This window comes from Ancylomarina sp. 16SWW S1-10-2, assembly GCF_009669305.1.
Taxonomy (GTDB): Bacteria; Bacteroidota; Bacteroidia; order Bacteroidales; family Marinifilaceae; genus Ancylomarina.
The window spans coordinates 1-470 of the sequence record NZ_SADB01000208.1; the positions used below are offsets into that span (position 1 = coordinate 1).

At 45.5% G+C, this 470-nt stretch carries 1 protein-coding gene; it reads left to right on the plus strand.

Going from position 1 to position 470, the window contains the following annotated elements; all coding sequences use genetic code 11:
- A partial coding sequence (locus tag EMN46_RS19005; RefSeq protein ID WP_154202591.1) for an NAD-dependent epimerase/dehydratase family protein occupies positions 1–470 on the plus strand: 470 nt, incomplete at both ends.

The window sequence follows — 470 nt, forward strand, 5'->3', positions numbered from 1 at the left end:
CTTAGCGATACACAAGTGACAGGCGTAAAAAGAACGCCGATTGAGCCGTCCTTAGCCGATATTGATTGTAATATGGCATGGGCAGATTGCTGTGATCAGGAACAAATGAATAATCTTATGAGCCAGCACGCATTTGATGTGGTGGTGATGACATTTACCCCCGCAGAAATGAGTGATCAGGGTTATCAAACGGGTTATGTCGATACAGTAACCACCGTGATTAATGCGCTAAAGCAGCAATCTCATCAGCCTCGCTTACTACTATTTGTGTCTAGCAGTAGTGTTTATGGTCAAAAAGATGCCAGTTGGGTTAATGAAGAATCACCGACAGAGCCGAGTCATTACAGTGGGAAGCGATTGCTAGAGGCAGAAGCTCTACTCAGTAACAGTGGCTATCCCTATTGTTGTGTGCGATTTTCAGGGATCTATGGCCCAGGTCGTCGTAGACTTATTGAGCAAGTGATAGCGGG